This window comes from Haloarcula vallismortis ATCC 29715 (assembly GCF_000337775.1).
Classification (GTDB): Archaea; Halobacteriota; Halobacteria; order Halobacteriales; family Haloarculaceae; genus Haloarcula; species Haloarcula vallismortis.
In genome coordinates this window covers 77,819-102,451 of the sequence record NZ_AOLQ01000038.1, presented here as the reverse complement: position 1 = coordinate 102,451, position 24,633 = coordinate 77,819, and the positions used below count along the sequence as shown (strand labels likewise).

General features: G+C 63.2%; 27 protein-coding genes and 1 pseudogene. 11 read left to right on the top strand and 17 right to left on the bottom strand.

The genetic code is table 11. The annotated features are described in order from the left end of the window. Nucleotides 1-7 precede the first annotated feature (7 nt). Nucleotides 8-1,135, bottom strand: a complete 1,128-nt coding sequence (locus C437_RS09270; RefSeq protein ID WP_004516683.1) for a M20 family metallopeptidase — start codon at nt 1,133-1,135, stop codon at nt 8-10. Next, nucleotides 1,135-2,370 carry a diaminopimelate decarboxylase gene (gene lysA / locus C437_RS09265; protein ID WP_004516682.1) on the bottom strand — a complete coding sequence of 412 codons (1,236 nt, stop codon included), beginning with the start codon at nt 2,368-2,370 and terminating at the stop codon, nt 1,135-1,137. The genes C437_RS09270 and lysA overlap by 1 nt, the downstream gene beginning before the upstream one ends. A gap of 195 nt (nt 2,371-2,565) precedes the next feature. Between lysA and C437_RS09260 the strand changes: the two genes are divergently transcribed. Then, entirely contained in the window at nt 2,566-3,684 is a 1,119-nt protein-coding gene (locus C437_RS09260) for a bactofilin family protein (protein WP_004516681.1), read from the top strand. Nucleotides 3,685-3,708: 24 nt separating this feature from the next. On the opposite strand, the gene C437_RS09255 is transcribed toward C437_RS09260, so the two are convergent. Both C437_RS09255 and C437_RS09250 read right to left on the bottom strand, forming a co-directional pair. Next, entirely contained in the window at nt 3,709-4,236 is a 528-nt protein-coding gene (locus tag C437_RS09255; protein WP_004516680.1) for a hypothetical protein, read from the bottom strand. 235 nt (nt 4,237-4,471) lie between these two features. Continuing rightward, a complete protein-coding gene (locus tag C437_RS09250) occupies nt 4,472-5,302 on the bottom strand; it encodes a 2,3,4,5-tetrahydropyridine-2,6-dicarboxylate N-succinyltransferase (RefSeq protein WP_004516679.1) in 831 nt (276 codons plus the stop codon). 179 nt (nt 5,303-5,481) lie between these two features. Between C437_RS09250 and C437_RS09245 the strand changes: the two genes are divergently transcribed. Beyond that, nucleotides 5,482-8,703, top strand: a complete 3,222-nt coding sequence (locus tag C437_RS09245) for a glycoside hydrolase family 97 catalytic domain-containing protein (protein WP_004516678.1) — start codon at nt 5,482-5,484, stop codon at nt 8,701-8,703. A 363-nt stretch (nt 8,704-9,066) separates the two neighbouring features. Here the strand turns inward: C437_RS09245 and dapB are convergent, their stop codons facing one another. The 3 genes from dapB to C437_RS20165 all read right to left on the bottom strand — a co-directional run bounded on the left by dapB (nt 9,067) and on the right by C437_RS20165 (nt 11,060). Beyond that, a complete protein-coding gene (gene dapB, locus C437_RS09240) occupies nt 9,067-9,816 on the bottom strand; it encodes a 4-hydroxy-tetrahydrodipicolinate reductase (RefSeq protein ID WP_004516677.1) in 750 nt (249 codons plus the stop codon). Then, complete coding sequence (dapA, locus tag C437_RS09235; protein WP_004516676.1) at nt 9,813-10,733, bottom strand: 4-hydroxy-tetrahydrodipicolinate synthase; 921 nt, start codon at nt 10,731-10,733, stop codon at nt 9,813-9,815. The genes dapB and dapA overlap by 4 nt, the downstream gene beginning before the upstream one ends. Nucleotides 10,734-10,862: 129 nt before the next feature. After that, the gene (locus tag C437_RS20165; protein WP_139175302.1) at nt 10,863-11,060 is read right to left on the bottom strand and encodes a hypothetical protein; all 198 of its coding nucleotides are present in this window, start codon (nt 11,058-11,060) and stop codon (nt 10,863-10,865) included. A gap of 551 nt (nt 11,061-11,611) precedes the next feature. On the opposite strand from C437_RS20165, the gene C437_RS09230 reads away from it, so the two are divergent. Further along, complete coding sequence (locus tag C437_RS09230) at nt 11,612-12,109, top strand: LabA-like NYN domain-containing protein (RefSeq protein ID WP_004516675.1); 498 nt, start codon at nt 11,612-11,614, stop codon at nt 12,107-12,109. A 150-nt stretch (nt 12,110-12,259) separates the two neighbouring features. Here C437_RS09230 and C437_RS09225 read toward each other — a convergent pair whose 3' ends face one another. Then, nucleotides 12,260-12,442 (bottom strand): hypothetical protein, encoded by a 183-nt coding sequence (locus C437_RS09225; protein ID WP_049919709.1) that lies wholly within the window; start codon nt 12,440-12,442, stop codon nt 12,260-12,262. Nucleotides 12,443-13,023: 581 nt separating this feature from the next. Here C437_RS09225 and C437_RS09220 point away from each other — a divergent pair. Both C437_RS09220 and C437_RS09215 read left to right on the top strand, forming a co-directional pair. Next, nucleotides 13,024-13,491 (top strand): PUA domain-containing protein, encoded by a 468-nt coding sequence (locus C437_RS09220; RefSeq protein ID WP_004516673.1) that lies wholly within the window; start codon nt 13,024-13,026, stop codon nt 13,489-13,491. Between the two features lie 36 nt (nt 13,492-13,527). Next, complete coding sequence (locus tag C437_RS09215) at nt 13,528-14,013, top strand: hypothetical protein (protein ID WP_004516672.1); 486 nt, start codon at nt 13,528-13,530, stop codon at nt 14,011-14,013. On the opposite strand, the pseudogene C437_RS09210 reads toward C437_RS09215, so the two are convergent. Next, a pseudogene (locus C437_RS09210) lies at nt 14,014-14,960 on the bottom strand (AEC family transporter). A gap of 146 nt (nt 14,961-15,106) precedes the next feature. Between C437_RS09210 and C437_RS09205 the strand changes: the two are divergent. The 4 genes from C437_RS09205 (at nt 15,107) to C437_RS09190 (ending at nt 16,888) form a co-directional block, all read left to right on the top strand. Then, the gene (locus tag C437_RS09205) at nt 15,107-15,496 is read left to right on the top strand and encodes a nascent polypeptide-associated complex protein (RefSeq protein ID WP_004516671.1); all 390 of its coding nucleotides are present in this window, start codon (nt 15,107-15,109) and stop codon (nt 15,494-15,496) included. Between the two features lies 1 nt (nt 15,497). After that, nucleotides 15,498-16,220, top strand: coding sequence for a methyltransferase domain-containing protein (locus C437_RS09200; RefSeq protein ID WP_004516670.1), 723 nt, complete (start codon nt 15,498-15,500; stop codon nt 16,218-16,220). 75 nt (nt 16,221-16,295) lie between these two features. Beyond that, nucleotides 16,296-16,505, top strand: a complete 210-nt coding sequence (locus C437_RS09195; protein ID WP_004516669.1) for a hypothetical protein — start codon at nt 16,296-16,298, stop codon at nt 16,503-16,505. A gap of 2 nt (nt 16,506-16,507) precedes the next feature. Further along, nucleotides 16,508-16,888: a hypothetical protein gene (locus C437_RS09190; protein WP_004516668.1), complete on the top strand. Its 381-nt coding sequence runs from the start codon at nt 16,508-16,510 to the stop codon at nt 16,886-16,888. Here C437_RS09190 and C437_RS09185 read toward each other — a convergent pair. The 3 genes from C437_RS09185 to C437_RS09175 all read right to left on the bottom strand — a co-directional run bounded on the left by C437_RS09185 (nt 16,869) and on the right by C437_RS09175 (nt 18,972). Further along, nucleotides 16,869-17,480 carry a hypothetical protein gene (locus C437_RS09185; RefSeq protein ID WP_004516667.1) on the bottom strand — a complete coding sequence of 204 codons (612 nt, stop codon included), beginning with the start codon at nt 17,478-17,480 and terminating at the stop codon, nt 16,869-16,871. The genes C437_RS09190 and C437_RS09185 overlap by 20 nt on opposite strands. A gap of 9 nt (nt 17,481-17,489) precedes the next feature. After that, nucleotides 17,490-17,816, bottom strand: coding sequence for a transcription factor S (locus tag C437_RS09180; RefSeq protein ID WP_005535365.1), 327 nt, complete (start codon nt 17,814-17,816; stop codon nt 17,490-17,492). Between the two features lie 118 nt (nt 17,817-17,934). Further along, nucleotides 17,935-18,972 carry a DUF7139 domain-containing protein gene (locus tag C437_RS09175; RefSeq protein ID WP_004516665.1) on the bottom strand — a complete coding sequence of 346 codons (1,038 nt, stop codon included), beginning with the start codon at nt 18,970-18,972 and terminating at the stop codon, nt 17,935-17,937. A 133-nt stretch (nt 18,973-19,105) separates the two neighbouring features. Here C437_RS09175 and C437_RS09170 point away from each other — a divergent pair, with 133 nt between their 5' ends. Continuing rightward, the gene (locus C437_RS09170) at nt 19,106-19,393 is read left to right on the top strand and encodes a DUF5789 family protein (protein WP_004516664.1); all 288 of its coding nucleotides are present in this window, start codon (nt 19,106-19,108) and stop codon (nt 19,391-19,393) included. Between the two features lie 159 nt (nt 19,394-19,552). Beyond that, entirely contained in the window at nt 19,553-19,753 is a 201-nt protein-coding gene (locus tag C437_RS09165) for a hypothetical protein (RefSeq protein ID WP_004516663.1), read from the top strand. A gap of 93 nt (nt 19,754-19,846) precedes the next feature. Here the strand turns inward: C437_RS09165 and C437_RS20605 are convergent, their stop codons facing one another. The 5 genes from C437_RS20605 to C437_RS09150 form a co-directional block, all read right to left on the bottom strand. After that, complete coding sequence (locus C437_RS20605) at nt 19,847-20,011, bottom strand: hypothetical protein (RefSeq protein ID WP_004516662.1); 165 nt, start codon at nt 20,009-20,011, stop codon at nt 19,847-19,849. 89 nt (nt 20,012-20,100) lie between these two features. Further along, on the bottom strand, nt 20,101-20,265 hold the full coding sequence (locus C437_RS20600) for a hypothetical protein (protein WP_004516661.1): 165 nt from the start codon (nt 20,263-20,265) through the stop codon (nt 20,101-20,103). Nucleotides 20,266-20,340: 75 nt separating this feature from the next. Then, a complete protein-coding gene (locus C437_RS09160) occupies nt 20,341-21,111 on the bottom strand; it encodes a creatininase family protein (RefSeq protein ID WP_004516660.1) in 771 nt (256 codons plus the stop codon). Between the two features lie 79 nt (nt 21,112-21,190). Beyond that, complete coding sequence (locus C437_RS09155) at nt 21,191-22,915, bottom strand: glycoside hydrolase family 13 protein (protein ID WP_004516659.1); 1,725 nt, start codon at nt 22,913-22,915, stop codon at nt 21,191-21,193. Continuing rightward, the gene (locus C437_RS09150; RefSeq protein ID WP_004516658.1) at nt 22,912-24,621 is read right to left on the bottom strand and encodes a glycoside hydrolase family 13 protein; all 1,710 of its coding nucleotides are present in this window, start codon (nt 24,619-24,621) and stop codon (nt 22,912-22,914) included. Before C437_RS09150 ends, C437_RS09155 begins: the two co-directional genes overlap by 4 nt. Nucleotides 24,622-24,633: the final 12 nt, after the last annotated feature.

Here is a 24,633-nt window from a genome sequence, read left to right as displayed (position 1 = left end):
TTCCGCCTCAGACCAGCCGTTCGACCGTCTCCCGCACCGCTCGCGCGGCTGTCCGTACCTCCGAGAGACGGACGTACTCGCGTTTCGAGTGGGCGACAGCCCCTATTTCGTCGCTCAGGTCGCCGGGTCCGAACACCACTGTCGGGCCGTTGCTCGCAAAATACGACGCTTCTGTTGCAGCCCCGAACTGCCGGACGCCGCCGCCGCTGGCTTCCTGCAGCGTGCGGACAAGCTCTGTGTCGGTGTCGGTCGCGAACGCCTCGGGGAACGGCGTGTCTGGACGGATGAGTCCCACAGTGAGGGCCATCGAGTCCGGGAGCCACTGTTCGAGGTGCGCCTGCAGGTCGGCACAGAAGGACTCGCTCGTCTCCGGCGGGACGCTCCGCCGGTCGAACGTGATGGTGCATTCGGCCGGGACCTGATTGGTCGCCTCGCCGCCCTCTACCATCGACGGGGTGAGAATGGGATAGCCCAGCGTCTCGTGTTCGCCGGGGCCTTTCTTGTCGTCGTATGACTCCATCGCCTGCAGAATCGGCGCGGCGGCCCGAATCGCGTTGTGGCCGCTACCGGGGTCAGCCGCGTGGGCGCTCTCGCCGTGGATGGTGACGGTCCCCTCGAACTGCCCGCGGGCGGCGGTACACACGTCGAGGCCGGTCGGCTCGCCGACGATGTAGCCGTCGGCGTCGATGGTCTCGGCGAGGTGTGCGCCACCGGTCTGTGTCGTCTCCTCGTCGGTGGAGATCGCCAGCGTGACTCGGCCGTCGTCGGGTGTCACGGTGAGAAACGCGTCGAGGAGCGCCGCAAGCGGGCCTTTCGCGTCGCAGGCCCCGCGGCCACAGACGATGTCACCTTCTCCGTCGCCGCCGGAGCCATCTACGGTCTCGTCCGGCCCCGGCGGCTCCGTCCGCCGCTCGTAGGGCAGATGTGGCGGGACAGTGTCGATATGCGTGTTGAGCAGGATATGCCTCCCGTCGGTGTCGCCCCGGGACACGACGACGTTCCCGCGGTCGTCGATCTCCGGGTACTCTCCGGCGTCTTCGAGCGTGTCGACCAGTAGCGAGCGCATCTCGTCGATGCTCTTATGAGAGGGCGTCTCGACGGCCTGCCGGTGGAACGAGGGGATATCGAACGCCATTACTGTTCCATGCGGGTCACGTCCGCCAGCGTCTCACGTTCCCGCACGACTCTCGTCTCGCCGTCCTCGAAGGCAACTTCGGCGGGTCGTGGCTGGGAGTGGAACTGATTCGCCAGTTCGTAGCCGTACGCGCCGGCGTTGCCGATGGCGAGCAGGTCAGTCCGCTCGGGTCGAGCGACAGGTCGGTCGGTACAGAACACGTCGGCGCTCGTACAGCAGGGGCCGCCCACGGACACCGGTTCGGCCTCGCGCTCGGGCGCCGTGACGTTCCGAATCGGGTGGTAGGAGCCGAACATCGCCGGCCGGATGAGCGTCGCCAGCGAAGCGTCGACGCCGACGACGGTCGCCGCCGGCGTTTCCTTGACAGTATTGACCGCCGTGAGGATGCACTCGGCGTCGGCGACCACGTAGCGACCGGGTTCGAGCTTGACCTGCGCGTCGAGGTCGCCGACGGCCTCGCGGAGCTTCTCGCCAACGATGTCCATGTCGAGCGGTTCGACAGTCTCCCGGTAGGGGACGCCGAAGCCGCCGCCGAAGTCGACAAAGTCGAGGGCCGCGCCGTCGGCAATGACCTCTCGGCCCATATCCGCAACCTTGGCGATGGCCCGGCAGTGGTCGTCTAAGTCGTCGTGGAGGACGCCGCTGCCGGCGTGGGCGTGCAGACCGACGAGGTCGAAGCGCTCGCGCACGTCCGCGGCGACTTCGGGTACCTCATCGTATGGGATACCGAACTTCGCGTCCTTGCCGGTGGCGACCTTCTCGTGGTGGCCCGTGCCGATGCCGGGGTTAATCCGAATGGCGACCCGACCGTCGTAGCCCCGCTCTTCGAGGCGGTCGAAGGTGTCCCGCGCACCTCCCGTAATCGTCAGCCCGGGATGCTCGGCGGCTAGCTCTACGGCACGGTCGAGGTCGCGATCCGGCGGATTGACGGCCGTGTACTGGAGCGTGTTCGGGTCCGCGCCGGCGTCGATGGCCCGCTGGAGTTCCCCCCAGGCTGCACACTCGATGTCCGCGCCCGTCTCAAGCAGTTTCGACAGAACGGCCTGCCCGGTGTGGGCCTTCGCGGCGTACATGACGTGGGCGTCGGGAAACGCCGCAGCGAACCGCTCGTAGTTCTCGGCGACGCGGTCGAGGTCGACGACGTACAGCGGCGTGCCGTGTTCGGCAGCCACTGCCTCCAGACGCTCGTGGTCCCAGTCTGCGAGGCGGCGGACCGGCGGCGAGTCGTGGCTCATTGGGGGAACAACGGTGTCGACGGCTAACAAGGGTTCCGTTTCGATACTCGCGGTCTGAATCCAGTCCTCTCAGGACGCTTTCCGGCCGCGTTGGACAAAGTCTCATGACGTGTTCAGTGGATTCGACGTGTCTGGAAAACTCGATTCAGTGATATGTCAGTATAGATTTATTACACTTCCGATAGCGGTGTTCGTATGGTCACTACAGCCTCACAGAATGTGGCGCGGGCCGCCGCTTTGCTGGTCGCAGTCGCTCTCGTCCTCTCACTCGGGGCCGGCGTCGCCACCGCGCAGTCGTATCAGGGCGCGGCCGGAACGATTGTCGTTGGCCCTGACGAGACGTACGACAGCATCGAAGGAGTTGCCGGGACGATAATTGTTCGGGGAACAGTAACTGGCGATATCGCCGCAGCCGCAGGGACGGTTCACGTTACGGAAGGCGGCCAAGTCGGCGGTGATATCGAAACCGCGGCGGGTGCTGTCCGCATCGATGGAACCGTCACCGGTGACGTAAGCGTCGCCGGCGGCACGGTCGAAATCGGCGAAACGGCACAGATCGGCGGTGACCTCGATGCGGGCGCCGGCTACGTCGCTGTCCACGGGACTATCGACGGCTCCGTCACTGCCGGCGCGGAAGAACTCGTGCTTGGACCGACGGCGTCGGTCGGCGGTGATTTCCGGTACGACGCCGCCTCCTTCACTCGCGATTCCGGGGCATCCGTCGGCGGAAGCGTCGTTCAAGACGACAGCATCGGCGGCGATGCCGGTCCAAGTCCGGACCAGTTCACGCTCCCCTCGTGGGTCGGGGTCGTCTACGGCCTGCTCGTGAACTTCCTGCTCGGTGCACTTCTCCTGGCCGTCTTTCCTTCCTTTTCGGCGCGTGTCGCCGACCGTATCGCGGAAAGCCCCGTGAGATCTGGCGGTGTCGGTCTCCTGACGCTCATCGCGGTACCGCTCGTCCTCGTCGGTCTCCTGCTCACAATTGTCGGCATTCCGCTCTCCCTCGTCGGCGCTGTCGCATTTGGGATCACTGTCTGGGTCGCTACCGTCTATGGCCAGTTCGCTGTCGGAACGTGGGCGCTCTCGGTTGCTAAGCGTGACAACCGCTGGCTCGGGCTCGCTGTCGGCCTCATCGGGTTCGCACTCCTCGGTGCGGTTCCGGTCGTCGGATGGGTGTTCGAACTGCTTGCGCTTTTGCTCGGCCTCGGCGCGCTCGCGCTCACCCTCAGAGAATCCTACCAGCGGCGTGGCAGCTCCGTAGACGGTCGGCAAACAACACTCGACGAGGCCGGCGGCGACACCACCACGATCTGAAACCGAGAGACAGGCCGGCGTTGGCTACCCTCCAGCTACGGTCGTTTCCGGGGCCTGATAGGATTTGACCCTCGCGTACGCTGTCCCCAGAATCAGGCCGTACACCAAGTGCGCGACGCCGACCGAGACGATGACGAGGAAGGTCCCGAGCATCCCCGGCAGCGGCACCAGCGGCTCAGGGAACGACTGGACGCCGAGCACGTTCATCGATATCGGCAACAGGATGCCGGTCGATACCAGTCCGATAGCGGCCGCGTACACGACCCCCGCGGCCACGGTTTCCGCCGTGGAGGCAGTTTGTTCTCGCAGAATCGGCCGGGAGATGATGACCGCGAACAGCAGGCCGGCAACAACGCTGTTTACCAGGTGGACGACCCACCCGCCGACGACCGTTGGCCACCCGTACAGCGCCCCGATGAACGGCATGAGGTTCGCGCCTGCGTGGAAGACGGTTCCCATGCCGACACCGGCGATCAGCCCGCTCACCGCTCCGGCGACCCATCTGAACTGCAGCAGGTTCGCAACGCGAGTCCCGGTGTGTCGCTGACTCATGCGACACACTGTGTGCTATGGTACCAAATAACAGCCGATAGTGTAACGTAGGTAACCTGGCCTTACAGACCCACTAGCCTCAATTACCTATGAGAATCAGGTCCGTGGACTCATGCTGGCGTACATCACTTTGTTGCTGGCCTCGGCTCTCCTTTTCAGGGAGCATCCTCGCTGCTCACGGCTCGCTCCGCTCACCGCTCGCGTATCGAGATTCTTCGCGTCGCTCAGAATCTCGCTACTCCCGAAGCGCGTCTTCTCTCTCTGTCGCTTCTAGCGTCTCCTCCTCTACGTCAGTCGCCACGACGGCCGGCTTGTACGCCCCGCCGGGGATGAGGTCGTTCTCGCCGACCGAAGAGTCGACGAAGCGCTGGAACGCGCGCCGCTCCGGCGGGAGTTCGCCGTACAGCACCTCGTCCTCGACGAGGTCGTAGACGGGAATTCGTGGCGTCAGGAGCGTGTTCTCGCCGACAATCGAGCCCTCACCGACGACAAAGCCGCTGGTGACGCGACAGCCAGCGCCCAGCGAGACCTCGTCCTCGACGATGACCGGCGCGTTCTCGACTGGTTCGAGGACGCCGCCGATGAGCGTGTTCGCGCCGAGTTTGACGTTCTCGCCGATCTGGGCGCAGGACCCGACGGTGTCACAGGAGTCCACCAGTGTTCCGTCGCCGACGTACGCCCCGATGTTAACGAAGGAAGGCGACATCATGATGCAGTCCTCGCCGAGGTACGCGCCACGGCGGATTGTCGTGCCGTCCGGCGTGTTGCGGGTCCCGCGCTCGCCGAGGTCCGCCGTCTCCCGCAGCGGAAGTACGTCGTGGTAGTCGACGCCGCCGTACTCGCGAGCGACAGTCTCGCGCAGGCCGAAGTTCAGGAGGATGCCCTGCTTGACCCAGGCGTTGGCCTCCCACTCGCCGTCGGACTTCTCTGCGGCACGGACCTCGCCGGCTTCCAGCGCTGCGAGGAACTCATCGAGTACGGTGAGATGGTCGTCTGTCGCGTCTGCCGCTGAGAGACCGTCCTGTTTCCGTTGCCAGAGGTCGTCGATATCGGATTTGAGGCTCATGAGTGTCACTATTTCTCGGATGGTATTACTTGTCGGGGTTTCGATTCGAACCAACTGCTTCTGCGCAGTCACTGCCGGGACCGAAAAATAGTTTGGACGCTGATATAATCGCCAGACTACACGGCTGTCAGCTGATATAAAGAAAAGTTTATTATGATTATTGTAAATTTACAACACGGATGACTGACGACGATTGGCACGATCGTTCGGTGAATCGGCGTGACTTCCTCAGCGGCCTCTCAGGGCTTGTAGCAGCCGCAGCATACTCCAAGGAAGTCCCCGAGGCGGTGGCAGCGCAGGTAACCGCCGGTGACAGCTCAGATACCCAGCAGGTGACGTCTCCAGATGGCACTATTGGGGTGACTGTCGATGTCACTTCGGGCGTCCCGCAGTACGAGGTGGCTTTCGGCGGGACGACGTACATAGCTCCGTCCTCAATAGGGTTCGAGTTCGTGGACCAGGCGGCATTTGGCACAGCCGTCAGCGGGTCTGGACCGGATATCACTGTCACTGGAAGCGAGACCGGCACCGCCACAGAGACGTGGGTACCGGAATGGGGTGATTTCGCAACGGTTTCAGAGGAGTACAGTTATCTCCGGGTCGGCCTCGAAGAGACGGCGAGCCCCGGACGGTCGGCGAACATCGAAGTGCGTGTGTTCAACGACGGCCTCGGCTTCCGCGTCGCGTTCGACGACGAATTCGGTGATTTCACCATTAGCAGCGAGACGACGGAGTTCAATTTCAGCGGCGACTACACTGCCTGGTGGATTGAAAACGAGTACGTCAATCCCCGCTTCGAGCAGGAGTACACCGAGAGCGCGCTCAGCGATATTCCGGCCGGGAATAAGACGATTCGTCCCAACGACAACGTTGTTCGCGCCGGGGCACACACCCCGCTGACGATGGCGGCCGGTGACGGCACGTATCTCAGCGTTCACGAGTCGAACCTCGACGACTACGCGTCGATGGCACTCGCGTCCCAGTCTGACAGCGGGAGCAAGGAGATGGCCGTCGACCTGGCCCCGCTCCCGGACGGAAACAAGGTGTCGGCGTCGGCACCGCACGTCACGCCGTGGCGGACCGTCCAGATTGGGACTTCGCCCAGTGACCTCGTCGAATCGCAGTTGGTGCCACTGCTCGCTGACCCGCTGGATGAGGGTGCGTTCCCGACGAACTCGGACGGCACCGTCGATACCAGCTGGCTGGAAAACGGTCGGAAGTACACCGGTATCTGGTGGACGATGATCGCAGGCAGCGCGAACTGGGAGTACAAAAGCGACAGCGAAATCGAGAACAACGGCAACAACCCTGCCGAATACGTCCACGGGGCGCGGACCGAGCGGATGAAGCGGTACATGAAATTCGCCGAGGAACACGGTATCGATAGTGTTCTGGCCGAGGGATGGAATCAGGGCTGGGACACCTACCCCGGAGACGGTACTGGGTTGGAGATGGCCGTCGAGGAATCCTATCCGGACTTCGACGTTCAGGCGGTCACTGACTACGGCGAAAGCCTATCGAATCCCGTTGAGATGACGATGCACAACGAGACGGCCGGAAACATCGTCACCTACGAGGACGAAATTAACACCGACAACATCTTCTCGGGCTACGAAAACGCCGGCATCCGTTCTATCAAGAACGGCTACGTCTCAGACCCCGGACTGGGCTTCGATGGCGACGGCTCGACCCCGTCGCACAACCAGCACTGCCAGACCTCCGTCAACCACCATCGCTTTGTCATCCAGCAGGCGGCCGCCAACCGGCAGATGCTGGAGATTCACGAAGGTATCAAGCCAACGGGAGAAATCCGGACGTATCCGAACGTCGCGGCCCGCGAAGTCGTCAAGGCCCAGGAGTACGACGGCTTCGACTCGTTGGGCGCAAACGTCGGCCGGGACCACCACGTCCTGCTCCCGTTCACCCGGATGCTGGCCGGTCCGACGAGCTACCAGCCCGGCATCTTCGACATCACGTTCAACGACACCGAAGGCGACCAGATTCAGACCACGCGCGCCAAACAGCTCGCGATGTACCCGAACTATCTGGGCGGTATCCAGATGGCTGCCGACCGTATGGAGGCCTATATCGACGAGTCGTTCGGCGTCGGTGAGTTCATCCAGGCCCAGTCAGGCACACTGAACGGCATGATTACTGCCGACCGCTGGCGCAACGCCTTCGGCGCGCACTACGTTCCGGTCGACCCGAACCGCGAGCCAGAGGGCGCGGCGGTGCGTTTCACTGTGACGGATGTCCCCAGTGCCGGAACCTACGACCTCCACCTGCGCTACGCCGCCGATCAAGAAGACAATTCGACAGCAGTTCAGGACAACGGGGGTCCCGAAGCAACTCTCCTCGTCAACGGCACAGCGCAGACGCTTACGCCGTCGTTCACCACGTACTGGGACACCTGGGACATTCACACAGTTTCAGTCCAACTCGACGCGGGCACGAACAGGCTCGCTATCAAACTCGGGCCGAACGACGCCGGCGGCTTCAACGTCAACACTGTCGGCGTTACCGACCAGGGCGCCGCTGCACCGTTCCCGGCCGCCTACACCGACTTCACCGACAGCGTTGCCGCCGCCGAGAACTACGACACCGAACCGGAGTTCGATTACATCGAGAACGTTCCTGTCAGCTGGGACGAGACGGTCGCTGTCGACGGCCAAATCGGGGACTACGTTGTCACGGCGAAGCGCAGCGGCAGCGAGTGGTATCTCGGCGCGATGACCGACGGAACCGCCCGCGACGTAACCATCCCACTCGACTTCCTGTCGAGTCAGAGCGACGGCTGGACCGTCACCGAGTACGCCGACGCTGCCGAGGCTGATGTCGACAATAACCCGACAGCGGTCGTCATCAGTGACTACGACGTGGCTGCGGGTGACAGCGTAACGATTTCGATGGGCGCAAGCGGCGGGACCGCGATGCGAATCGTTCCGTCCGACGGCAGTGACACGAACGACATCGTCTCCGGTGAAGCGTACGTACTCCGGAACGAGAACAGCGGGAAGGCGCTTGACGTCGAGTTCGCCTCGACCAGTGACGGCACGAACGTCCACCAGTACGAGTACAGCGGCGGCGAGAATCAGCAGTGGGTCGTCACTGATCTCGGCACCGGCTACTACAAACTGGAAGCCGTCCACAGCGGGAAGGCGCTGGACGTCGAGTCGGCCGCGACCGGTGATGGCGCGAACGTCCACCAGTACGAGTACAGCGGCGGCGAGAACCAGCAATGGGCTATCGAGGAGACGGCCGACGGAAGCTACCGCCTCCTAGCCCGCCACAGTGGGAAGGCGCTGGATGTCGAGGCAGGCGCAACAACTGACGGCGCGAACGTTCAGCAGTACAGCTACGTCGGCGGCGACAACCAGAAGTGGACGTTCGAACAGCTGTAACCCTCGTATCGTCGTCCGTCGACACGTAACCGTACCGCTCGCAGCTTTGTTCCGATGCGGTCGACTGCGAGTAGTGCAACCGAATCGGGTCGCGGCCGGATATCAGTGCTTTGGCGGCAGCTACTACCGCTTCAGTCGGCCCCGTGACCGGGAATGTAGCCGCACTCTGGACACATACTGATTTGTGGGGCCGTCGCTTCAAACGAGGTTGCACATCGGGGACAGTCGGACGCTGGCAGTCGGACGGATCGGCTCGTAGCCATACAAGAGTGTCACGCAGACCGATATATAAGGCTGATTCTAATATTTATCGCAGTGTACTAGGCAATATCATTGAATATGTATACTCCAGTGTAGGCCGTATTACGCGTCTACAACGTCGCCGAACTCGTACCAGCCGGCGTCGTGTCCGACGAGCCACGTCGCTGCGTCCAGTGCGCCGGCGGCGAACACCCCGCGGTCCTCGGCCCGATGCGAGAGTGAGAGGACTTCGTCGTTGCCGGCCAACACGAGTTCATGCTCCCCGCGAATGTCGCCGGCCCGTCGGGCAAGCACGCCGATTTCGTCGTCCTTGCGGGGTGTATGTCCCTCCCGACCGTACACCGGCTCCACGTCGCGCTCTTCCTGAATTACGTCGAGAATACTGTTGGCTGTGCCCGACGGGGCGTCGACTTTGCGGTTGTGGTGGGTCTCCATGAGTTCGAGGTCGTAGTCGTCGAGCGTGCCGACCGCTTCGCTTACGAGGCGCTGGAGGACCTGAATCCCCTGCGAGAAATTCGTGGCCTTCAACAGCGGGATCTCCTCACTGGCGTCTTGCAGGCGAGCCAGCCCGTCCTCGTCGAATCCGGTGGTCCCGACGACCATCGGGACGCCCGCGTCAACGCAGGCCTCGGCGACGATCAGCGCGCCTTCGGGGACGGCGAAATCGACCACGACATCCACGTCGTACTCCCGGAGCGCCTCGGCAGCATCAGCCGGGTGGACGACTGGAACGCCGTCGACTGCGCTCGTCTCGCTGGTCGCGAAGCCGACCACGACCTCGCTGTCGGTGGCGGCCTCGATGACGGCCCCGCCCATCTGGCCGGTGACGCCGTTGACCGCCACCCGCGTCATCGCTCGGCCTCCGCGTACTCGTCTTCGAGGTCCTCAGTTTCGAGGGCCGCCAGCACGTCACGCAGGTGGTCGAGGTGTTCGTCTGAGAGGCGAGTCAGCGGCGAGCGGAGGTACGCCGGGCCGTACCCGCGGATTCGCATGGCCTCCTTGACCGGGATGGGGTTGGTCTCGACGAACATCGCGCGGAACAGCGGGCCGAGTTCGTGGTGGATCTGGCGGGCGCGCTCGAAGTCACCGGACAGCGCCGCGCCGACCATCGCGCAGGTGCGCTCCGGTTCGATGTTGGCCGAGACGGAGATACAGCCGGTGCCGCCGACCGACAGCACCGGCAGCGTCATGCCGTCGTCGCCGGACAGCACCGCGAAATCCTCGTCCCGGGTGCGTTCGATAATTTCGGAAATCTGGTTCATGTCGCCGCTTGCAGCCTTGTACGCCCGGATGTTCGGATGCGAAGCGAGTTCGACCGCCGTGTCTGGCTCGATGTTCTGGCCCGTCCGCGAGGGGACGTTATAGACGATTTGCGGCAGGTCGACGGCGTCGGCCAGCGTCGTGTAATGGTCGATGAACCCCTGTTGTTCGGGCTTGTTGTAGTACGGCGAGATGAGCAAGAGCGCGTCAGCGCCGGCCTCGGCGGAGCGCTGGGATAGCTCCAGTGCCTCCTTCGTGTTGTTCGAGCCCGAGCCGGCGATGACCGGCACGTCGTCGACCGCGTCGATGACCGCCTCGACGACTTCGATGTGTTCGTCGTGTGAGAGTGTCGCCGATTCTCCGGTCGAGCCGACGGGAACGAGGCCGTCGACGCCAGCGGATTCGAGTCGCTGAGCGTCTTCTCGGAGGGTTTGGAAGTCGATACTGCCGTCTTGATGGAACGGCGTGCACATCGCCGGGAACACGCCGCGGAAGTCGATTGCTGTCATTGCTGTGTCTGGTGTCGTTGTGGGGTGGGTTGTCCGGTCGGAAACGGTGCGGTGACCAGCCGAAACGGCCGGCTGTTGGTTGTCAAACGACCCGACCCGAGACGGAGGCGCCACGTCCGCCACGAGTCACTAAAACGTTGGTTTGCGCTTTGCGCGGACGACGCCCTCACCGGGGAGCCACGAGGCGGTTCCGGACTGAAGGCGTTGTCGCATGGTCGAGTAACTGCGTGTGACCGACTTAGCTTTTGTGTTCTCGCTGTCGCCTTGCAGAATGGCTTCGTAGCGCATCGGGGTATCGCTGTAACAACTGCGGGGACTGTTACTCATGTGGCAACTCGTCGGCGCTGTCCTCGGTTTGTGCTGGGGACACCGTTGGTGAACCCTGGTGCGTGAGTGAGGAACGGACCATCGGTAGAAGCGAACGCGTTAGCGTATCATGTACCAGCGGTACCCTGTTAGCAGAAGCGACTGGTCTTTATTTATCTGAAGACTATTTGGAACAATCAGTCGGTATGTGTACCCAAGAACCATCAGCTACTGGAGAATACTGCCCAATATGAAAGCTATTGCTGGGGTTCTATTATTTATAGCTGGGATCACAGGATTCGTTTGGCCTGAAGCGACCCCCCGATACTGGTTTTTCGGAGCGCTAAATGAGAGTTCGTTGTCTGATAGTGGAATGGTATTTTTTCGAGCATTGGGGTTACTGTGTATGTTTATCGGTTTATTAGTCTTTGTCGGCGGCTGAACTGTATTGATACATCGCTCCACTGCTGGAACTGACGAATCCACAACAAATGGTTAGTCGAGCTGTAATTATGCCGCTGTTTCACGGTTGTATCCCGAAAGCATATTTCGCCCGATAGTCAATACCTGCTATGACAGTTTCCCAGCCGGGACAGCGCGTGGCCGTACTGGCCGACGCGCAAAACCTCTATCACACTGCCCGGAGTCTCTACTCGCGGAACATCGACTACGAGGCACTACTGGAAGAGGCCGTTGACGGCCGCGAACTGACTCGCGCTATCGCCTACGTCATCCGAGCGGACTCGCCCGAAGAAGAGTCGTTTTTCGAAGCACTCGTCGACATTGGCTTTGAGACGCGCATCAAGGACATCAAGACGTTTCAGGACGGGTCGAAGAAGGCGGATTGGGATGTCGGGATGAGCCTCGACGCGGTCTCGCTGGCGAATCACGTCGACACGGTCGTGCTCTGTACCGGTGATGGGGACTTCGCTCGTGTGTGTCGGTACCTCCGGCACGAAGGCTGTCGTGTCGAAGCGATGGGCTTCGAGGAATCGTCCTCCGAAGACCTCAAAGCGGCCGTTGATGGGTTTATCGACATGAGCGACGATTCCGACAGGTTCCTTCTGTAGCCACCCCAGTGGGTTGTGGCCGCTCTGTCGCTGTGTCCACTGCTGGTCTAACTACGTAGCCGACATACCCGTTCGCGGCTTCCTGTGGTTCGGCGGGCTCACCGCTCTTTGTTTCTGGGTTATCATCGAAGCAAAAGCGTCTCTCGGCGGTTAGACCGGACGACCGTCTTCTGACGTTCCAACGAGGAGGGCTCCGGCGGCCAGCCCCAGTGCAGCCAGCGCTCCGGCAGCGGCCGGGATGCCGATGTCGATTGCCCCTGTACCAAGGATGAGCACAGTGCTGATTACCAGCAGCGCAGCGCCCAGAATCACTTTTCGCGAGTCGGTAGCCATATCACCCATTACTTGGAAGTCATCCGGTATAAATTTCCCCAAAATCGACGGAGAAAAGTATGTTACAGGTCAGCAATGACCATGTTCTAGAGGCACGCTACCGCTCCGGTCCGGACAGCGGTATCCGATGCCCACCTGCATAACTGAAGCAGCACATACATCCCCTCGTAGTGCCCCCAACCAGTTGGGTCACAGAGACGGCGTGTTGCCACGTGCTGAGGATAGTCGGGACACCTCGCGGCTGCTCGTCACGGGCCAGGCGCGAGACGGAGACCCACTGCAGTTCCAGGCATCGTAGCCGGTCCTCCGACCACAGAGCAGATACAGAGGCACGCGCCCCGTGTACTCGGGCCGGGGCGATTGACGGGGCGAACCAATGGCATTCCGGTTCGGGTCCGTCGTCGGACTGGACCGTTGATTCGGAGCGGATCGGGGGGAGTGGCATTCAACATCGCCACACGATTTCGGTCGGCCGTGGTCCGGGCAGCCACGGTCGGGCACATATCTCATTTCGGACGGTACCGAACAGTGGTACGGATAGAACCGAAAGGCGGTTTATCACCCGGCATCGAACACGGGCAATGAGTGACGACGAGTTCCGCGGGCTCCGGCGTGCGGCTGACTACCAGTTCGGCGGCAGTGGCGGGACGGCGCTGTTTGCCGGCGCTGACGCCCTCGACGTAACACACACTAGTTCTGGCCGCCCGCGCCAGATCCACACCGCGGACGGCCGTATCGCCACGTACGGCGACGACGGACGCTTCCGACTCGGACTCGCCGGCGGGAGCAGACTCCTCGATGCGTTCGACGGGCCGCGACACCGCGTGGTCGTCGGCGACGAGAGCGAGCCGTTCATCCGCGAGGGCCGCAACGCCTTCGCGAAGTTCGTCCAGTCTGCTGACAGCGAACTCCGCCCGGGCGACGAAGCCCTTGTCGTCCACGAGGACGGCTATCTGCTCGCCGTCGGCCGCGCGGAACTGCCCGGCAGCGGCATGGACGACTTCGAGACGGGCATGGCCGTGAAGGTCCGACAGGGCGCAGAGGACTGACAGAAAGCATTTGTCGCTCCCTCCGAGACGAGCGATATGCGCCGCCGTACGCTCCTCGCGACACTCGCGCTCTCTCCAATCCCCGGCTGTGTTTCGCCCGGTGATGACCCGTCGACGACCGACTCAACCTCACCGACAGCCACAACGACGCCACCGGAACAGTCGACAACAGCGGTAACCAGTACACCACAGGACACGCCCACACCGACAGTGACACCCGCTCCCGACGACCCGATTCTATTTATCGTCGACAACGGCACGGACGGTGAGCAGACTGTCACGCTTACTATCACGAGAGACGAAGCGACTGTACTGGACGAGACGACGACGCTGGCGGCCGGTGAGTCGGTCGAGTATGACCCAATGATCGGTGCAACCGGCGAATACGCGATTACCGTCGCGGTAGACGGCGGGCCTACCCGGACCATCGACCGGAACATCGGCCGGTTCGATGTCAGAAACGGCTCGAATCACTTTGTCGACATCACTGCTGAGGAGATACGGATATACTGGGAGGAGTAGTCACAGCATCAGTCCGGCCTGCAGCAGCCACACGAGAACCGTCACCGTCAGCGCGCTGACGACGGTTGTCAGGAACACCGTCGCGCTGACGAGTTCGCTCGGCGAGTGGTCCGTAGTCTGGTGACTGAATGCGCCGACGAGGATGATGGTCGTCACGCCGGTCGGGGTCGCCAGCAGAAGCACGACCACCCGCGCGACTGTCTGGTTCTGGAACCCGACCGCGAGTACCGCGGCGAACGCGACCACTGGAGCCAGCAGGAGCTTCATCCCGCTGGCGATACCGACGGACTGGAAGTCGCTGTTCCCGTCGACATTCGACAGCTGGATGCCCAGAATGAGTAACATCACCGGAATCGAGGCGTTGCCCAGCAGTTCCAGTGTCTGCATCACCGTCGAATCGGTCGGCGGCACCGCGCCGAGCCATCGGAGTGCAAGCGCCACGACGACGGCGTAGACGAGCGGGACGCCGAACACGCGGCGCATATCCGCAAGCGGACTGCCACCGCTACCACGTGCGGCGATGTAGATGCCGACGGTGTAGAGTAGCACGCCCTGCAGCGCGGTCACGAGGACGGCCGTGCTCCGCCCGGTCGGCCCGAAGGCGAAATCCGCCAGCGGAATGCCGTAGTTCCCGGTGTTCGGGAAGATAGAGACGAGGACGAACGCACCGAGCAGCGGTTCCGAGTGCCCCGTGAGGCGGCCGACGCTTTCCGCGATAAGGAGGCCGCGGTGAACAGCGCGACGGCGAGGACGACGCTCAGAATCGTGTTGCCGGCCAGCGTCGACGTGGTCAGACTGTGGACGACCAGCGCGGGCGCGAGGACGTACACTGTGATGGTGTTGAGCGCGTCCGGGTCCGTACCGTTCACCCGACCGAGCGCGAAGCCGGCCGCAGCGACGGTGACGACCGGGAGGATGGCTGTGGCGAAGATGGTCAGCAGTGACACGACGGGGCTGCACGGGCGAGCCTTAGAACCGTTACGAAGCCGCGGGAGCGTGCCGGTTTCCGCCGATGGATGGCCCCGTACCGCGCCGAACCCCGGTCCGAGTCCGGGTCGCTACGCTTTTCTGCCCTGCCCCGCCAGTCCTACGTATGTTTGGCGGAGGCGGCGGGATGAACCCGCGCAAGATGAAGCAGATGATGGAACAGATGGGCATCGACATGGAGGACATCGATGCGCAGGAAGTAATTATCCGCACACCCGAGGAGGAGCTCGTCTTCGACGACGCGGAGGTCCAGCTGATGGAAGCTCAGGGCCAGAAAACGTACCAGGTCGTCGGCGAACCAGAGAGCCGCGAACTCGGCTCCGGCGAGGGCTCGACCGCGGCCGACGACGCCGACGAGGGTAGCAGTGACTCCGGTGTCGACGAGGACGACGTCGAACTCGTCGCCATGCGGGCCGGCGTCGACGAAGACACCGCGCGGGAGGCGCTCGAAGCCAACGACGGCGACCTCGCGGACGCGGTCGACGAACTGGAGTAACGTGGCGTACCTCTTCGTCCACGAAGACCGCGAGTACCTGCTGGACCCCGGCGAGCGCTTCGAGTCCGACCTCGGCATTCTGGAAGTACCCGAGGACGTGGAACCGGGTGACGTCGTCGAGACCCATCTGGGCACCGGGTTCACCGTCCGCCGGCTGCGCGGCCCGGACCTGTTCACCCATCTCGAACGCACCGGCGCGCCGATGATGCCTCGCGATGTGGGGCTGGTCGTCGGCAAGACCGGCGTCGCCGCCGCTGACCGCGTGCTCGATGCCGGCACTGGGACTGGCATCCTCAGCGCGTACATGGGCCGCATCGGCGCTGACGTGGTCACCTACGAGCAGGACCCGGAGTTCGCCGAGGTCGCACGACAGAACATGGAGATCGCTGGCGTCGCGGACACCGTCGAGGTCCGGACCGGCGACATCACCGACGACCTCGACGACCTCTCGGGCTTTGACGTGCTGACTCTCGATACCGAGGACGCCCCCACGGTTGTCGAGCGAACGCCCACGCTGCTTGACCGTGGTGGGTCGCTGGCTGTGTACTCCCCGTTCGTGGAGAATACGCGTGCGGTCGTCGAGACAGCCACCGAGGTCGGCCTCGACGGCGTCGAGACGCTTGACACCATCCAGCGGGAGATGGACTTCGACGACCGCGGCTCACGCCCCTCGACCGGCGGTGTCGGACATACCGGCTACCTGACGTTTGCCCGGCGGCCCTGACGGCCTTCGTCGGTCCGCCGAACCCCTGTTGTTGGGGTCGGTTTTAAACATGTAGTAGTACGTATGGTACACTGCATGAGCGAATCAGAAACGCCGATGGAGACGACAACCTGGCCAGACCTCGCAATCGGACTCTACGACCGCCTGACTGGGCGCAATGCCGAGATAACGTACGACTTCGAGGACATGGAAGTCGACGTCCCGAGCAAGGCCGGTGAGGACGCCGAACACGCTCGCTGGCGGGTCGATGGGACGCTGACTATCACGACACGCGATAACGACTGACAGTGGTCACCACGGCGAAGGCGGTCGGTGATCTGTTCGACCTGATCGAGCGAAAGCCGGACCTCCTCGTCGACGCCGACCTGACCGTCGAGCGAGACGGGGTCGCGTTCACCGTCCGCGGGTACGACGACCTCGTCGCCGTCGACCTGCCGTCGCTCGGGGCGGCGTTTTCCCTCTGGCGGGACCGACCGGTCCAGGGACGGAGCGTGGCCGCAGCGCTGGCTGCTGCTGGTTTGACGGCTGAAATCCGTGTTCGCGGCGCGCCCGTGGCCCGCCTCGGCGCGGACGCCGTCCCGAGCCCGCTTGCGAAACGGCTCGGTTTCGGCCCGGTCCAACTGTTCCTCGACGGCGCACTGCTGGCGATTACGCCACGGCGCGGATGAGAGCGAGTAGTTCTGCTCGGTAGTCAGACGGCGTCCGCTGGAGCGCTTCCGGCGGATTCTCGATCGCAAGCAACGACGACAGCGACTGGTTCGGATACGCACCGGCGGCGATGCGGAACCCGTCGCTGTGCCAGACGCCGACCCAGCCGGTAATCGACAGCGTCGCGTCGGCCGCTTCGAGGTCGAGTTCGGCGCTGTAGGTCCGGAGTCGGGCGCGGTCGCCGCTGTCGACGCGGACGCGCTCTCTCCGCCCGCGCTCGACCGATTTGAACCCCCTGTCAGCCAGTTCGTCGGCGAAGGCCGACTGGGCCTCAGAACGGACCGTCGGGAGAATCATCGCCGGGCCGATACCCGGCGCAAGCGGCGGCGTGAACGACAGCGCGGTCGCGAAGAAGAACCGCCACTGGTGGTCGAGCCCGATTGCATCCCGAACGGCCTCGCGCGTCTCGGCAGCGTCGTACACCTTTGTCGCCCCTTCGACGCGAGCCGTCGGTAGCTGAAAGACCGTTTTGACGCTCTCGTCGACGAGCTCCCAGCCCCCGTCGCGTAACTGGTCGACGGGCACATCCGGGAACGCGGGGTCAGTGGGCACGGGCTTGCCTCAGTGGTCGTCCTCTCGCCACTTGTGTTCGCACTCGGTACAGGTGAAAAAGCGTGTCTCGGACTCGTCAGCCGCGCGTATCTGCTTCATCTCGTAGAACGCTCGCTCGTTGCCACACTCGGGACAGCGAGCGCCCGTTGTCGGTCCCATGTCTTCGGCGTCGACCTCGGAGGTGTCGACGACTTCCGACTCCTCTTGGCCCTGCGTCGTAACGGCCATTTCCTGTTCGGTCTCGGCATTTCGAGCCTTTTCGTAGCCGCAGCTACCGCAGACCCAGCGCTCGTCGTCCGTTTTCATCATCGAACCGCATTCGTCGCAAAACTCCATTGTAGTACCATCGTTTGCTTGCCGACTGTGTTAAACGCCCGGTTTCGCCCGGCCCGTTCTGTCTCTCCGTATCGCCCTGTACTGTGAAACGAACAGCAAAACCGGAACGGCGACCGTCTCAGTCGTTGCGAACCCACGCCGAGCAGGCTTCCATATCATCCATGACCTCACCGTGGAACGAACAGTACGGCTCGATGTCGCCGTCCTGCATCACGTACTCGAAGTGCCGGCAGTTCCCGCAGTAAGTGTCCGGTTCGCCCTGATGGACTGCCGTCTCGGTAATCGTGTCGTGCCCCGTCGTCGCCGTGCCGCCGTCGGTCGACGGCGAGGCTTCCGGGCCGGCCGCAGCTACTTTCGGGTCGAGCGCGTTCTCGGACGGGCCGGTCTGGCCCGTCCCGCGCGATTCCGTGTTCGAGCGAGTGGTCGACTGCCGACCCGACTGTCGCTCTGTCGCTGTACCGCTGTCTGACCGTCCTGAGGACTGCCTGCTGCGGTCGGACTGCGCGTTGCCCGAGTGCTGTCCGGTCCCGCCGTCGCTGACAGCGCCCTGGGTACCTGCCCCCGGTCGGTTCGTCTGCGTCTCGACCCCGCCGTCCGGGTCCTGTCCGAAAAACCCGATGCCGCCCAGCCCCGGGAGCGTTCGGGCTTCCTCGACGAGGCGAATCGTCCCTTCCTCTGTCACTTCCATGCGTGCCGTCCCCCCGGGGTCGTTTCGCGTCTTGAACGTCGCAAGCGACGCGAACAGGCACCAGAACGTCGTCACGATACCAGCAAAGTAGACGGCGCCGGTAAGCAGTGCCAGCAGCGGGTCGCTGCTGGTCCAGCTGTAGGGGTACAGCGACTGGAACAGCCCGACGCCGACTGCTGCGATAGCCGTGCCGCCAAGGGCAGTCAGCCGGATTCGTCGACTGGCTGGCAACACTGCAAACACACCGAGGATAACCGACGGGAGCCCGAGACCGGCGATGATGCCGGCGATTTGTCTAGCTGCGTAGGCGTCCAGCCCGTATCTGTTGCCGACGGCTGTCGTTGCGAGTGCGATTGCCCCGACGAGTCCGGCAACACCAACGAGAAACAGGGCCGTCCCGACGAGTTGCTGTCGGCGCGATGCGACGCGCCCAACCTCCCCTTCGTACACGTCGGTGAGACTAGTCATGCAGTACACTACTGCTACATCCGATAAAACTACCCGTCAGACATACGCATGACGCGGGCACGCGCGTACGCACCCCAACGGACACGCGAGCCGTTCCGAAAGCACTAATCGGACCCACGGGCACTGTTCGGGTATGAGCGACGACGAAAGCGAGGACGCGGAGGAGCCGGCTGTCGAACTCGGCGACGGACCAGACGTTGCTGGTGCGCCGCTGGCCCGTGTCTCGGCCCGGCTCACCTGGGGCATCGAACACAGCACCATCGTCGACCGCGAGGGTGACACGGCGATCCGGACGCCGGACGGCCCGCAGGAGCTCGCAACGGTACTCGAAGATGTCGACGTGCCGTATTTCGCGGACCGGCAGGAGTTCGAGAACGCGGTCCGAGACGCCATCGGGACCGGTCCCGTTCCGACCGAGTAAGCTGGATCGCGAATCTCTGTCTGGCTAGGCATGTCCACACTAACTGGTCAGGCAGCGGCTCGGCTGACCACGTGACCAGTGTATTCCCTCTGTCCACGAGGCAATCCGCTACCGTGTTTGAACCACAGGGTTTGATACCGTTTGTTGTGGAGACAGCGTATGTTCCGTAGGAGGGGGATGTCTTGGAAAGAGGGAGCCGCATTCGCTATCTGGGTACTCGGGGTCATCATCGTTCTCCGGACCCTGTACGACGTATTCGGCGTGGCGGGGCGCGAATTAGCTATCGTGGCCGTTGTCCTGTTCTTTGGCTCGTTCTACGGCGTGTTCATGCCAGTCTGGCGGCGGTTCTCAGCGGAGTGACACAGGAGAAAACGCCTCTACAGACACAACGGCGTCACCGTTTCGACGCAGTGCGACTGGCTGTTATGTCACAGCACAACAGCTTGCTACCTGTTACCGCATATTTTCGAGCGCACACACCGTGTCGGAGATAATCCATTCCGTCTCACAGTCGGCATGCTCGATACTGAGCGCGTTGAAGGTCTCTCGTCCGTCATCGACCGTTATTTCGAACGCTCGGCTACGAAGCGACTCCGAATGGGGACTCGGTGGGGACACACATTGCCATCATAGGGAGGGACCGATAAACGAGTCGATTCGCGGCGAGAGGGCCGTAACGCGCCGATTGGCCGCCGTCTGGCGATTGGTTACGAATCGCCTGAGTCGCCCATCTCGGCTTTGCCGCGGCGCTTGCCGAACAGGTACGCAGCCACGATGAGTGCGAGGGGAACGACGAGGAACAGTCCCATCATGATGAGGAGGATGACCAGTTCGACAGCTCCGGGCATACCGGGAAACAGGAGAGGGACCATACGCCCCGTACACCCGGCTGTCGCAAAAATCCACCTGCAACGTGAGCGCCGCCGGTCGCTCCTGTGGTAGCAGGCTCAGACGTGTGGCTCAGGCAGCAGGTCGTCGAACGCTTGCGAGTCCAGCCACTCACAGAGCCTGACGAGCTGTTCGGTTGCCGCTTCGAACATCTCCGCGCCCTTTTCGGCCGTGGCGTCGGTCTGGTCGCCCAGAACGCCATTGGCGGTGTTGTCGGCGGCGTCGTAGAAGGTTCGCGAGCCGTACTTCTTTGTCTCCGCCGCCTCGACGCTCGGAATCCCGCCGTCCCGCGCGTCTTCGAGGCGGTCGTCGTGAACCAGTTCGGAGCGCAGGTGTTGAATCATGGCCGTTTCTTTCGGGCCGCCGTGTGGTCCGTTCTGTTCGAACAGGTCGTCTACGAGGTCCGGGATGCTCTCGTCCCACATCCACTCGATTGCGTACAGGACTTCGTCGTCCCGGAGCCGACGGCCGACCTCTCGCAGGTGTTCGACGTTCCCGCCGTGGGCGTTCACGTAGATGACCCGGTCGATGCCGTGGTAGGCCAGATTCCGGGTGAACGACTCGACGTAGTCGCGAAAGACTGGCGCGTCGACCCACATCGTCCCGTTGAACTGTCTGTGGTGCGGGCTCACGCCGACGTTGATCGTCGGGGTACAGAGATAGCCAGTTCTGTCGGCAGCTTCCCGGGCGAAGGCTTCCCCGATGAGGTGGTCTGTCGCCAGCGGGAGATGCGGCCCGTGTTGTTCAGTCGACCCCAGCGGCACGAGCGCGAGCGACTCCGTCTCGAAATAGTCGCCGAGGTCCGGCCAGGTCTCGTCGGCAAGGTACATACCAGTGCTGGTGACGGGTGCGTCTTGAATCTGTGCCTCAGCACCGTCCCACGGTGAGAGTCGGGGCGGGAAAACAGACTCAGTCGAACAGTTCGTAGACGCGAGCCTCGTACGGCGCAAGCGTCACCATCTCCGGGTCCGTGTCGTCGCGGTCGTAGTTACACTCACGTAGCGTCGCATCGGCGTACTCGACCGGAAGGTCGATAGTCTCGGTCCCGTCGTCGAAGTGCAGGACGACGAGGACTCGCTCGGTTCCCGCGTCCGTCGATAGCGACCGCGTGAACGCGAAGACGGTTTCGTGGCCGGGGAGCAAGTCGGTGTAGTCTCCGTACACCAGTACGTCCCTGTCAGAGCGCAACTGGATGAGTCGCCGGTAGTAGCTGTAAACGGACTCTTCGTCTGTTCGCTGGGCAGTGGCGTTGATCTCTCTGTAGTTTGGATTGACCTTTATCCAGGGGTCGCCGTCGGTGAAGCCGGCGTTTCGGGAGTCGTCCCACTGCATCGGCGTCCGGGCGTTGTCGCGGGTCCGGTAGCCGACGACCTCTCTCACGTCATCGTACTCATCGACACCGTTTCGCTCGAGTAGCTCCCGCGCGTGGTTGATGGCGTCCACGTCACGGAGGGCGTCCATCGTCTCCCAGTCGGCGTTAGTCATCCCGAGTTCCTGCCCTTGGTAGATGTAGGGCGTTCCACGGAGCGTGAGGACGAACGTTCCGAGCAGCGTCGCGGACTCCCGGCGGTAGTTCTCGGGGTCGCCGTAGCGGGAGACGCTACGTGGTTGGTCGTGGTTCTCCCAGTACAGCGTATTCCAGCCGTCCGCCGCCAGCCCGTCCTGCCAGCGGTCGACGATGGTTTTCAGCTCCGGCAGGCTCCAATCGCCGACCGACCATCGCTCGCCGTCGTCGTAGTCGAGTTTCGTGTGCTGGAAGTGAAACGCCATGTCCAGCGGGCCGTCTGTGCCAGCGTATTCCCGGGCCGACTCGACGGTGAGCTGTGGCATCTCGCCGACGGTCATCACGTCGTAGTTCGACAGCACCGCCTCGTCCAGCGCCGTCAGATACGACTGCATCTCCGGGCCGTCAATGAAGTGCTCGGAGCCGGTCCATTCGCTGTCCGGGTCGCCGTCGGGCAGTCCCTCGACTTTCGACAGGAGGTTGATGACATCCATCCGGAAGCCGTCGATGCCCTTCTCCAGCCACCACTCGATGGTGTCGAAGACATCCTGTCGGACGGCGTCGTTGCGCCAGTTCAGGTCCGGCTGTGAGGTGTCGTACAGGTGGAGGTAGTACTCGCCGCGCACCTCGTCGTACTCCCAGGCGGAGCCACCGAAGAACGATTCCCAGTTGTTCGGCGGCACTGGCTCGCCGTCCTCGTCAGTGTCGCCCTCGCGCCAGATGTAGTAGTCCTCGTATGCCGGGTCGCGCTGTCGGGACTTCTGGAACCACTCGTGTTGGTCTGACGTGTGGTTGACGACGAGGTCCATGACAAGCCGCATGTCCCGGTCGTGGACTGCTTCGAGGAGCGCTTCCCAGTCGGCCATCGTCCCGAACTCGTGATAGATGGTCCGGTAATCGCTGATGTCGTAGCCGTTGTCCTCCTGTGGAGAGTCATAGACTGGGTTGAGCCAGATAACGTCGACGCCGAGGTCGGCGACGTAGTCCAGTCGGTCGATGATTCCCTGTAGGTCGCCGACGCCGTCGCCGTCGCCATCGCTGAAACTCCGTGGGTAGATCTGATAGACGACTGCTTCTTTCCACCATTCGCGGTCCAGTTCGCCGTCGGAAAGTATCTGCGATGACATCATTGTTGCTCTGAGAGTTCGTAGAGGCGCGCTTCGTACGGCTGCAATGCCGCGTCTGTGACATCGTGGCTGCCGGATTCGGTCGCCGTGTCCAGTTCGTTCCCGAACAGCGGTGTTGCCTCGGCCTCGACCGGGACCGAGACGCGCGTGGCCGTCGGCGAGATGTTTAACACTATCAGAACGTCGTCGACATCGACCGCCGGGTCGTCGAGCGTGCGCCGATAGGCGTACACCGTTTCGTGGTCGGGCAGTAGCAGTTCGTACTCGCCGTAGACGAGCACGTCCAGGTCGCTCCGGAGGTCGATGAGGTCACGGTAGTACGACAGGATGCTGTCCTCGGCTGCTTCGGCCGCGGCGACGTTCACGTCCTCGTAGTTCGGATTGACTTGTATCCAGGGGTCGCCGTCGGTGAAGCCGGCGTTCCGGGAGTCGTTCCACTGCATCGGCGTCCGGGCGTTGTCCCGCGACCGGAACTCGACGACCTCGCGGGCCTCGTCGTAGTCCTCGATGTCGCCCGATTCTAGGGCGAGTCGGACGCGGTTCGTCGCGTCCGCGTCGCGCATCTCGTCGATGGACTCCCATGGGCAGTTCGTCATGCCGATCTCGTCGCCTTGGAACAGGAACGGCGTCCCCTGATGCGTAAGCAGGAACGTCGCCAGTAGTTTCGCCGACTCCTCGCGGTACTCCCCGTCATCGCCGAAGCGGGAGACGATTCGGGGCTGGTCGTGGTTGCCCAGATAGACCGTGTTCCAGCCGTCGAGGTCGGTCTGCCACTCGGCCATCACCGACTTCAGCTCGGGCAGCGACCAGTCTTCGATGGTCCACCACCCCTCCTGCTGGTCGAGGAGCATGTGTTCGAAGTGAAACACCATGTCCAGTGGCCCGTCGGCGCTGACGTAGTCCCCGGCGGTGTCGACGTCGATGTCGACGCACTCGCCGACCGTCATCGAGTCGTAGTTGTCGAACGTCTCGGCGGCCATCTCTTCGAGGAACTCCTGTGCTCGGGGGCCGTCGGCGAAGTGCTCGATGCCGACCCATCCTTTGTCCGGGTCGCCGTCGGGCAGCCCCTCCGGCTTGGAGATGAGATTGATGACGTCCATCCGGAAGCCGTCGATGCCCTTCGCCAGCCACCAGTCGATCATCTCGTAGATGTCCGACCGGACCTCGGCGTTCTCCCAGTTCAGGTCCGGCTGGCGCTCGTGAAACAGGTGGAGGTACTGTGTCCCGACCTGTTCGTCGTCGGTCCAGGCTGACCCGCCGAAGCCGGTGGTCCAGTTGTTCGGCGGCACTGGCTCGCCGTCCTCGTCGGTGTCGCCCTCGCGCCAGATGTAGTAGTCGCGGTAGCCGTCCTCGTCTCGGCGCGAGCGCTGGAACCACTCGTGGTCGTCGGAGGTGTGGTTGACCACGAGGTCCATAACGAGTCGCATGTCCCGGGCGTGAATCTCGTCGAGCAGTTCCTCCCAGTCGGCCATGGTCCCGTACGCCTCGTGGATGGCGCGGTAGTCGCTGATGTCGTAGCCGTTGTCGACCTGTGGCGACTGGTACACCGGATTGAGCCAGATAACGTCGACGCCGAGGTCGGCGACGTAGTCCAGTCGCTCGATGATACCTTGGAGGTCACCGACGCCGTCACCGTCGCTGTCGTTGAAGCTCTGTGGGTAAATCTGGTAGACGACCGCCTCTTTCCACCAGGCGCGCTCTGCGGTCATACACAGGGGTAG

Bases quoted from the DNA above. Each gene is read 5' to 3' on its own strand.
- C437_RS09215 (WP_004516672.1), top strand. From the start codon at position 13,528: ATGCGCCGCCGTACGCTCCTCGCGACACTCGCGCTCTCTCCAATCCCC.
- C437_RS20600 (WP_004516661.1), bottom strand. From the start codon at position 20,265: ATGGTCCCTCTCCTGTTTCCCGGTATGCCCGGAGCTGTCGAACTGGTC.
- C437_RS09230 (WP_004516675.1), top strand. From the start codon at position 11,612: ATGACAGTTTCCCAGCCGGGACAGCGCGTGGCCGTACTGGCCGACGCG.
- C437_RS09160 (WP_004516660.1), bottom strand. From the start codon at position 21,111: ATGTACCTTGCCGACGAGACCTGGCCGGACCTCGGCGACTATTTCGAG.
- C437_RS09165 (WP_004516663.1), top strand. From the start codon at position 19,553: ATGTTCCGTAGGAGGGGGATGTCTTGGAAAGAGGGAGCCGCATTCGCT.
- C437_RS09175 (WP_004516665.1), bottom strand. From the start codon at position 18,972: ATGACTAGTCTCACCGACGTGTACGAAGGGGAGGTTGGGCGCGTCGCA.
- dapA (WP_004516676.1), bottom strand. From the start codon at position 10,733: ATGACAGCAATCGACTTCCGCGGCGTGTTCCCGGCGATGTGCACGCCG.
- C437_RS09250 (WP_004516679.1), bottom strand. From the start codon at position 5,302: ATGAGCCTCAAATCCGATATCGACGACCTCTGGCAACGGAAACAGGAC.
- lysA (WP_004516682.1), bottom strand. From the start codon at position 2,370: ATGAGCCACGACTCGCCGCCGGTCCGCCGCCTCGCAGACTGGGACCAC.
- dapB (WP_004516677.1), bottom strand. From the start codon at position 9,816: ATGACGCGGGTGGCGGTCAACGGCGTCACCGGCCAGATGGGCGGGGCC.
- C437_RS09270 (WP_004516683.1), bottom strand. From the start codon at position 1,135: ATGGCGTTCGATATCCCCTCGTTCCACCGGCAGGCCGTCGAGACGCCC.
- C437_RS09155 (WP_004516659.1), bottom strand. From the start codon at position 22,915: ATGATGTCATCGCAGATACTTTCCGACGGCGAACTGGACCGCGAATGG.
- C437_RS09260 (WP_004516681.1), top strand. From the start codon at position 2,566: ATGGTCACTACAGCCTCACAGAATGTGGCGCGGGCCGCCGCTTTGCTG.
- C437_RS09225 (WP_049919709.1), bottom strand. From the start codon at position 12,442: ATGGCTACCGACTCGCGAAAAGTGATTCTGGGCGCTGCGCTGCTGGTA.
- C437_RS09180 (WP_005535365.1), bottom strand. From the start codon at position 17,816: ATGGAGTTTTGCGACGAATGCGGTTCGATGATGAAAACGGACGACGAG.
- C437_RS09245 (WP_004516678.1), top strand. From the start codon at position 5,482: ATGACTGACGACGATTGGCACGATCGTTCGGTGAATCGGCGTGACTTC.
- C437_RS09205 (WP_004516671.1), top strand. From the start codon at position 15,107: ATGTTTGGCGGAGGCGGCGGGATGAACCCGCGCAAGATGAAGCAGATG.
- C437_RS20165 (WP_139175302.1), bottom strand. From the start codon at position 11,060: ATGAGTAACAGTCCCCGCAGTTGTTACAGCGATACCCCGATGCGCTAC.
- C437_RS09150 (WP_004516658.1), bottom strand. From the start codon at position 24,621: ATGACCGCAGAGCGCGCCTGGTGGAAAGAGGCGGTCGTCTACCAGATT.
- C437_RS09220 (WP_004516673.1), top strand. From the start codon at position 13,024: ATGAGTGACGACGAGTTCCGCGGGCTCCGGCGTGCGGCTGACTACCAG.
- C437_RS09255 (WP_004516680.1), bottom strand. From the start codon at position 4,236: ATGAGTCAGCGACACACCGGGACTCGCGTTGCGAACCTGCTGCAGTTC.
- C437_RS09170 (WP_004516664.1), top strand. From the start codon at position 19,106: ATGAGCGACGACGAAAGCGAGGACGCGGAGGAGCCGGCTGTCGAACTC.
- C437_RS09195 (WP_004516669.1), top strand. From the start codon at position 16,296: ATGAGCGAATCAGAAACGCCGATGGAGACGACAACCTGGCCAGACCTC.